Annotated in this window: 6 protein-coding genes; 5 read left to right on the top strand and 1 reads right to left on the bottom strand. The window is 65.3% G+C overall.

The window, feature by feature from the left end; genetic code table 11:
- Positions 1–109: 109 nt before the first annotated feature.
- Positions 110–1,072, bottom strand: a complete 963-nt coding sequence (locus GPA_RS06330; protein ID WP_015539337.1) for a helix-turn-helix transcriptional regulator — start codon at positions 1,070–1,072, stop codon at positions 110–112.
- 208 nt (positions 1,073–1,280) lie between these two features.
- Between GPA_RS06330 and GPA_RS06325 the strand changes: the two genes are divergently transcribed.
- From GPA_RS06325 to GPA_RS20025, 5 genes are all read left to right on the top strand, one after another.
- Positions 1,281–1,892: an MptD family putative ECF transporter S component gene (locus GPA_RS06325; protein ID WP_041239187.1), complete on the top strand. Its 612-nt coding sequence runs from the start codon at positions 1,281–1,283 to the stop codon at positions 1,890–1,892.
- The gene (locus tag GPA_RS06320) at positions 1,889–2,599 is read left to right on the top strand and encodes an energy-coupling factor transporter transmembrane component T (protein ID WP_231847589.1); all 711 of its coding nucleotides are present in this window, start codon (positions 1,889–1,891) and stop codon (positions 2,597–2,599) included. The genes GPA_RS06325 and GPA_RS06320 overlap by 4 nt, the downstream gene beginning before the upstream one ends.
- A complete protein-coding gene (locus tag GPA_RS06315) occupies positions 2,596–4,176 on the top strand; it encodes an ABC transporter ATP-binding protein (protein ID WP_041239186.1) in 1,581 nt (526 codons plus the stop codon). The genes GPA_RS06320 and GPA_RS06315 overlap by 4 nt, the downstream gene beginning before the upstream one ends.
- 330 nt (positions 4,177–4,506) lie before the next feature.
- On the top strand, positions 4,507–6,393 hold the full coding sequence (locus GPA_RS20030; protein WP_015539335.1) for an ABC transporter ATP-binding protein: 1,887 nt from the start codon (positions 4,507–4,509) through the stop codon (positions 6,391–6,393).
- Positions 6,390–8,123, top strand: coding sequence for an ABC transporter ATP-binding protein (locus tag GPA_RS20025; protein ID WP_015539334.1), 1,734 nt, complete (start codon positions 6,390–6,392; stop codon positions 8,121–8,123). Before GPA_RS20030 ends, GPA_RS20025 begins: the two co-directional genes overlap by 4 nt.
- Positions 8,124–8,277: the final 154 nt, after the last annotated feature.

Here is an 8,277-nt window from a genome sequence, read left to right as displayed (position 1 = left end):
TCCCATCACAGGTCCCTTCTCGCCCTCCCGACCTTGAGCGAGCAGTGGACGCACAGGCTGCCGACATCAGGGCGTAACGCTGAAACACGTCTAACGTCACGTGTCCGCCTTATCGATGGGCGAGCTCGCTGCGGTACTCGCTCGGAAGCATACCCGTTTCTCGCTGGAATACCTTCGAGAACCGACCTGCACAGGTGTAGCCGACCGCCCGGGCGACCTGCGCGATCGTGAGGTCGGGCTGTCGCAGAAGCGACTCCGCCATGCTCGCGCGTCGGCGCTGAACGTACGCGGTGAGAGTCAGCCCGGTTTCGATTCGGAAGCTCTCCTTGAACTTGGTGGGGCTCATGCATGCCGCGCGGGCGAGGTCGGACACGAGCAGATTGCGCGCGGCATGATCGTCGATGTAGGCGACGACGGAGCGGATCCTCCGAGCGTCCTCTTCGGAAAGCCCCGCGCGAGGCTTCTGGCGGGAGATACGGGTACGTTCCGCGAGCAATCCGAGCGCCTCGAGCACCTTTCCTTCGTAGAACAGCTGGGACTTGCCCTCGTCGCCCGGGTGGGGATAGAGGCTTGCAAGCAGGGCTCTCATCTCCGGGAACGCATGCATGTCGTTCACAGAGAGAAACGCGTCGCGCACGTTTTCGAACTGCCCCTCGTATTCGGCTTCCAGGTATTCCGTCGACATACGGGGCGTGACCTCAATCCCGATGGCGCGGACGGGCACTCCCCCGTGAACGAGCCCTCGCCAGCCACCCTGGTCGCTGCAAAATCCCCAGAGTGCCTTGGCGCGCAGCTTGCGGTACGGCGTGAGCTCTTCCCCCGAAATCGATTCGTACCAGGTGATCGAAAGGTATTCCGGCAGCTTGAATTCGAGCAGTGCGTCCTTTTCGAGCGTGAAGTCGTGGATGGCGATGCTCCACCGGTCGCTCGGCGCGCAGAGGTGGTAGTACCCGCGTGCGAATCCGCTGTGGGATGCGTACGACTTCCACAGCGGCCCGAACCCCGCGGGGCGGGTCACTTCGGCGAATCCCGATTGCTCTAGTGTCGCGTCGTGTATGCCGACGAATCCCATGGGTCTGCCCTTTCCTCTAGTAAGTCATAGTTAACAATCATGGTACCAGCCATTCGCCGGATGAGGGAGCGGGTGGCGCGACCGACGATGCGACGATCGAACGCGAACGTGCGACGATCGGACATCGCGGTCAGTGCTCCTCGTCCACCGCCCTTCGCTTGCATAGAGTTAACGATAGCTTACATCTTCGTTCGTTAGGAGGAAACCTATGCAAAGCGGCGTTCAGGAAGCGAAACGGGGGCTCGGGGCAAAAGACCTCGTGACCACAGGTGTGTGCATCGCGCTCTATTTCGTGTTCATGATGGTGGGAAGCATGCTGTTCGCGCCGAACCCGGTTCTGACGTTCCTCATGCCGGCGGGCGCGGCGCTGCTCACGGGGCCGGCCTACCTGCTCCTCATCGCGCGCGTGCCGAAGCACGGCCCCCTCATCATCCTCGGCATCGTCGAGGCGGTCGTCATGTTCGTGACGGGCATGTACTGGCTGTGGTCGGTGTTCCTCGTCGTGCTCGGCATCGTGGGCGACCTGATCGCGGGCGCGGGCGGATTTCGGAGCAAGCCGCTCAACATCGCGAGCTTCCTTGCGTTCTCGCTCAACCCCCTGGGCTCCTACCTCATGCTCTGGCTCGACCCGGCGGGGTATTCGACGTATTTGGTCGAGAAGGGAACCGAGCAGGCGTACATGGACACGATGGTCGCGACCGGCGCCGACTGGGTGTTGCCTGCGATGATCGTGCTCACGCTCGTCTGCGCGCTCGTGAGCGCGCTCGCGGGGATGCGGATGCTGCGCAAGCAGTTCGAGAAGGCGGGAATGACGGCGTGAGCGCGCGAAAGGCGATGCGCCTCGACCCGCGAACGAAGCTCGCCTTGCTGTTCGTCTGGGCGCTCGCGGTGTTCTTTTCCCCGGGCCTGCCGTTCGAAGCGGGGATGATGGTGCTTGCCGTCGTCTTCGGGGCGCTGTGCGGCAAGGCGCGATTGTCGGTCGCGATGTTCGCCGTCTACTGTGCGACCATGGGGATCGCCATCGCGCTCGCCCAGGTGAACCTCGGCATCTTCAGCACGCTGTTCAACTCGTTCTTCCTACTCGTCCGCAAGGTGTTCCCTTGCGGGCTGCTCGCGGCGATCATCGTTTCGACCACCCAGGTCAACGAGTTCATGAGCGCGTTTTCGAAGATGCGCTGCCCGCGCGAGGTGACGATCCCGCTCGCGGTGATGATGCGCTACGTTCCCGCCATCCGCGAGGACTGGGGCTACATCAAAGACGCGATGCGCATGCGCGGGGTGAGCCCGACGCTCGGCGGCTTTCTGCGCAGGCCGGGCCTGACGGTCGAATGCCTCTACGTGCCGCTCATGATGAGCGCACTCAACGTCGCGGACGAGCTGTCGTGCGCGAGCGTGGCGCGCGGGATCGAAAACCCCGCGCCGCGAACCTGCTACCTGCATATCGAGTTCGGGACGGCGGACGCGGCGGCCGCCGTCGTCGCCGTCGCCGTCCTCGCAGCGGCAATCGTTCTAAGGAGCGTGGCGTGATCGAATTTTCAGACGTGACGTTTGCCTACGCGCAGACCGTGCCGGAGCGGGCCGCCGGCGTGTCGCATATCGACCTTGCGGTACCGCAGGGCTCGTGCGTGCTTGTGTGCGGCCCTTCGGGATGCGGCAAGACGACGCTGACGCGGCTCGCCAACGGACTTGCGCCGACGTTCTTTCCCGGAGCGCTTTCCGGCCGCGTGGTGATCGACGGGTGCGACTGCGCGCAGATGCACAGCTGGGAGGTCGCACTCTCTGTCGGGAGCGTGTTCCAGAACCCGCGGACGCAGTTCTTCAACGTGGATTCGACGGGCGAGGTCGCCTTCGCGTTGGAAAGCTGCTCGACGCCGGAAGGCGAGATCCGTGAGCGTGTGGCGGAAACCATGGACGATCTGGGCATTCGCCATCTCGCCGACCGGAACATCTTCTCGCTTTCAGGAGGCGAGAAGCAGCGGATCGCGTTCGCGAGCGTCTGGGCAGCTCGGCCAACGAATCTCGTGCTCGACGAGCCGACGAGCAACCTCGACATGGCGGCGATCATGGATCTGCGCTCGTACGTGGCGAGGGCGAAGGCGTCGGGAACGTCCGTGCTCGTCGCTGAGCACCGGCTCTGGTGGCTGGCGGGCATCGCCGACGAGGTCGTGGTCATGGACGGCGGCCGGATCGTGCGACGGTTCTCCCCACAGGAGTTCGCGTCGCTTTCTGCGCAGGAGGTCGGCGCGCTCGGACTGCGCGCGCAAAGTCTGGCAGAAGTCGAGGCGGCGGCTCCGGTTTGTGGGCAGGGTAGCTCTCGGGCACGTGAGGCGGCGAAGCCGCGGCCAGGTGAACCGTCGCAATCGGAGGCGGAGCCGCGAGCGAGCGAAGGCTATCGGGCGGAAGCGGGCCTCGAAGTGCACGGCGTGCGGGCGGGGTACCGGAAGCGAGAGGTGCTGCGAGGAGTGGATCTTTCGGCTTCCGCGGGCGAGGTCATCGCCCTCGTGGGGCGAAACGGCGCCGGCAAGTCGACCCTTTCACGCGCGATCTGCGGTCTGGCGAAAAGCTCGGGAGATTATCGGCTCTTCGGCGAGGAGGCAGGCGAGCGGGAGCGTCTCGCGCGGTCGTCGATGGTGTTCCAGGATGTGAACTACCAGCTGTTTGCCGACAGCACTGCGGCCGAGGTCGTCTTCGGCATGGGCAGGGACCGGGCACGGACGGTCGACGCGGAGGGCATCCTTTCGTCGCTCGGCCTCTCCGACGTCGCCGATCGCCATCCGGCGACGCTTTCGGGCGGCCAGAAGCAGCGGCTCGCGGTCGCGTCGTGCGTCGCCGCGAGAAAGGACGTGCTCGCGTTCGACGAGCCGACGAGCGGGCTCGATCTCGCAAGCATGCGGCGGGTGGCCGGCCTCATCCGGCGGCTTGCCGCGGAAGGGCGGGTCGTTCTCGTGGTGACGCACGACCTCGAATTCATCGCCTGCGCGTGCGATCGCGCCGTCGAGCTTTCTGGAGGCGCGGTTACGGGGACCTACGACGTCGCGGGCGGCTTGGACGACATCAGACGCGCCCTCTTCGCCGGAACGCAGTTCGAAGGGCTTGGGGGCTAGGGCTGGGGCAATGCCGATGCGTCCGCTCCGGACGTCTTAGCCCATGCCTCGCCTCCTGCGTTTTTGCCCTCATCGATGGAAGCCGCGGCATCTTCTTCGACCCCGCCCTCATCTGTGCCGACGCGGGTAGGCCAAGGCGACCGGGAAGAGGGACGGTAGGTTCCGAGTGCTTTCGTCATGATGCGACGATCGGACGAGCTTATGCGCCAAGGGGACGTATGGGCGCTGCATAAACGCTGATTCAAAGCTTAGAAAGCTATCCTTGCTTCAAAAACAAGCGGTAGGGTCGTCCGTTCGTCGCATGCTCCCCACCGCGGAAACGGAGGCGGCATGGCGAAGGAGAAGAAAGCGGGCGGGGCGTTCTCGCTCGTGCTCGCATGGGCGGGCGCCAATCGGAAGTTCCTGGTCGCGTCGATGGTCGCCGCGACCGTGTCGGGCCTTATGACCATGGTACCGTATTGGGGCGTTTACCGGATCATGCAGGCGGCGTATGCGGGAACCCTGACCGAAGGGCTGCTCGCTCAGTGCGCCGCCGTCGTGGCGGTCGGGTTCGTCGTGCAGTACGCGTGCTTCGCCGCCTCTAGCCTGCTGTCGCACAAGGGGGCCTACCGCACGCTTTTCGACGTGAGGTGCCGCATCGTCGACCATCTGGCGCATGCGCCCCTCGGATCGCTGAGCGAGCGATCGATCGGGCAGGTAAAAACGGTGCTGCTCGACGACGTCGAGCGCCTCGAGCTGTTTTTGGCCCACAACATCCCCGAAGCGTTCATGTACCTCGCAGGACCGGTCGCGGCGTTCGCCTTCCTGTGCTCGACGAACGCGCCCCTCGCGCTCGCGACGCTCGTCCCGTTCGCTGCCGCCGTGGCGCTCATGGGGGCGTGCTTCAAAGTGATGGGCGAGGTCATGCCCCGAGCCGCCGCAGCGCTTTCGCGCATGAACTCGGTCATGGTCGAGTACGTTTCGGGGATGCGGGTCATCAAGGCGCTCAACATGGGGTCGGCCTCCTTCAAACGCTTCCGAGACAGCGTCGACGGCGAGTTCGACGTGTGGTGCGAGATCTCCCGCAAGACCGCGCCCGCCTATGCGGCGTACCTGGTCGTGATCGAATGCGGACTGCTCATCATGATCCCCCTCGGCGGGCTCATGTTCACGACGGGCGCCGTTTCGGGAAGCACCTACCTGCTGTTCGCGTTCGTCGGATCGCTCTACCTCGTGGAGATCCGCTTGCTGCAGGAGATGGGGTCCAAGCTCGCCGAGGTGGCAAGCGGCGCGGCGCGCGCCCAGGAGCTGCTTGACATGCCGGTGTTCGGGGGCGGGGATCCGTTCCCCAGGCGTTGCGACATCGAGCTGCGCGACGTGAGGTTCTCCTACGACGCCGGCCGCGAGGTGGTGCGCGGGGTGTCGCTGCGCATCGCCCAAGGGGAGCGGATCGCGATCGTCGGCCCGTCCGGCGCGGGGAAGACGACGCTGGTCGAGCTCGTCAGCCGCTTCTACGATCCCGATTCCGGCCAGGTGCTCATCGGCGGGAAGGACGTGCGGTCTATCGACTACGACGACCTCTTGGCCCATGTCGCCGTCGTCTTCCAGAAGACCTTCCTCACGAGCGGCAGCATCCTCGAGAACATCCGGATGGGGCTCGACGCATCGATCGAGGACGTGCGCCGTGCGGCACGGCTTGCCTGCATCGACGACTTCATCATGACGCTGCCTGACGGCTACGACACCGAGATGGGCAGCCTCGGCGACCGGGTGTCGGGCGGTCAGCGCCAGCGCATCGCCATCGCGCGCGCCATCCTGAAGGACGCGCCCGTTCTCATCCTCGACGAGGCGACGAGCGCCGCCGACCCGGAGAACCAGCTCCAGATCGACACGGCGATCGGAAACCTGTGCGCGGGAAAGACGGTAATCGTCGTCGCGCACCGCCTCGGCGTGGTCCGCAGGTGCGACCGGGTCGCCGTCGTCGAAGACGGGCGCGTGACGGCGGTCGGCGCGCACGAGCAGGTCCTTGCGGCATGCCCCTACTACGCGCAGGCGTGGCGGGACTACGACGAAGCTCGCAGCGTCAGCTTCGGGTGGGCGGGCGTTGCGGAGAGCGACGGCTCGCCTGGCAGCGATGGTGCGAAGAGCGCAGGAGCAGGACGGAGCGTCGCGGAGGCAAGCGCGATGACGAGAACGGGGCAAGGCGAAGCCGATTCGGAGAAGGGAGCACGGCGATGACGGGATCGAACACGGCAGCGCGGCGGGACCCCACGCGCATCTTCGCGAAGAACCGCCGCTTCTCAGTCCATATTGCCTGCATGGTGGTGGACGGGGTGCTCGACGGGTGCAACTTCGCTCTCATCTACCTCGTGATACGGGGCGTTTTCGAGGGGTCGTTCACGATGTCGTCGGCGCTCGCCATGACGGCGGCGGTCGCGGCGGTGTTCGTGGTGCGCCTACTCGTGTACGGGTACGGCTATCTTCAAGGACAGATCGGCGGTGCCCAGATCAGCCGCAACATCAGGGTCTTTCTCGGCGAGAAGATCAAGCGGATCCCGCTCTCGCGCTTCACCGAGCGCAGCTCGGGCGACTACCTCAACGCGCTCACGGTGAACGTGAACGATTACGAGCAGATCCTCACGCACAAGACCGGCAGCATCGTGAAGAACGTCGCCTTGGCGGTCATGCTCATCACGTTCGTGACGTGGCTTTTCGCGCCTGCGGGAGCCATTGTGGCCGCGATGTTCCTGCTGATCGTGCCGGGCCTTGCCTACTCGTGGCACCAGGTGAGGCGTTTCGGCGCGCGCAAAAGCGCCATCCAGGCTTCGAACGCGAGCGCGATCGTGGAGCACGTGACGGGCATGCAGACGCTGCGCGCCTACGGGATCGGCGGGACGGCGAACGAGCGCATCGTCGAGAGCATGCGCGCATTCTCCGACATCAGCTACCGGTACGAGGCGGCCGTGACGCCGCCGGGAGCCGTGGTGTTCGCCCTTGTCGGAATGGGCGCGCCCGCGCTGTTCCTCGTCTGCTGCAACGCGGTGCTTGCCGGAACGCTCGATGCGGTTTCCGCCGTGCTCATCATCATGCTGCCCCTGTTCATCATCAAGCTGACGGCGGCGCTCTTCGTCGACCTCACCGCCTACCGCAATCTGTCCATCGCGAAGGGCCGCATCGCGGACGTCGCTGCCGAAGTGGAGGAGCAGGGCGTTGACGAGGAGTTTTCCGTCGGAGACGCGGGAATTGAGCTTTCCGGCGTCGATTTCGCGTACGAGCCGGGCAACCCCGTGTTCCGCGGCCTCGAACTTGCGTGCGCTCCCGGCAGTCTCACGGCACTCGTGGGGGATTCCGGCTGCGGAAAGTCGACTGCGCTTTCGCTCGTCGCCCAGTACTACCGGCCCGATGCGGGGTCGGTCCTCATCGGCGGTTCCGACTCGGCGGCGTACGCCCCCGAGCGCGTGCTCGAGCACGTGTCGATCGTCGACCAGGATGTCTTTCTGTTCGACGACTCGGTGGCAGAGAACGTGCGCTACGCCAAGCCCGATGCGAGCGACGAGGAGATCAGGAAGGCGTGTCGGCTTGCCAACGCCGACGGCTTCATCGGGCAGATGCCCGAGGGCTACGCCAGCCGCATCGGCGAGAACGGGTCGCGCCTTTCGGGCGGTGAAAGGCAGCGACTTTCCATCGCGCGCGCCATCCTGCGGGATTCCCCCATCGTGCTGCTCGACGAGGCGACGGCGTCGCTCGACATCGAAAACGAGCTGGCGGTCAAGCGGGCAATCCGTAACCTGCTTGCGCGCCGTAAGACGGTGATCATGATCGCGCACACGCTGCCCATCGTGCGAACCGCCGACAGCATCGCTGTCATCGGCGACGGGCGGGTGATCGAGCAGGGGACGCATGAGGAGCTTGTCGCGCGAGGCGGCAAATACGCCGCAATGTGGGCGGCCGACCGTCAGCTCGCCTAGCATTTCGGCAAGCGCGTACCTGCGGTGCGCCAACGAAGGATCTAATGGGACATCAAGGCAAAGGCGCAGAATCGTCCCAACATGCCGCAAATGATCGACCATGGGGGCTGGAGATATGCGAACCACGGAATCATCGGAGGACTACCTGGAGGCT

The organism is Gordonibacter pamelaeae 7-10-1-b (assembly GCF_000210055.1).
Lineage (GTDB): Bacteria > Actinomycetota > Coriobacteriia > Coriobacteriales > Eggerthellaceae > Gordonibacter > Gordonibacter pamelaeae.
The sequence above is the reverse complement of the archived record's forward strand: the minus strand, read 5'-3'. Positions and strand labels throughout refer to the sequence as shown.

Coding starts and splice junctions, on each gene's coding strand:
- GPA_RS06330 (WP_015539337.1), bottom strand. CDS start 1,072: ATGGGATTCGTCGGCATACACGACGCGACACTAGAGCAATCGGGATTC.
- GPA_RS06325 (WP_041239187.1), top strand. CDS start 1,281: ATGCAAAGCGGCGTTCAGGAAGCGAAACGGGGGCTCGGGGCAAAAGAC.
- GPA_RS20030 (WP_015539335.1), top strand. CDS start 4,507: ATGGCGAAGGAGAAGAAAGCGGGCGGGGCGTTCTCGCTCGTGCTCGCA.
- GPA_RS20025 (WP_015539334.1), top strand. CDS start 6,390: ATGACGGGATCGAACACGGCAGCGCGGCGGGACCCCACGCGCATCTTC.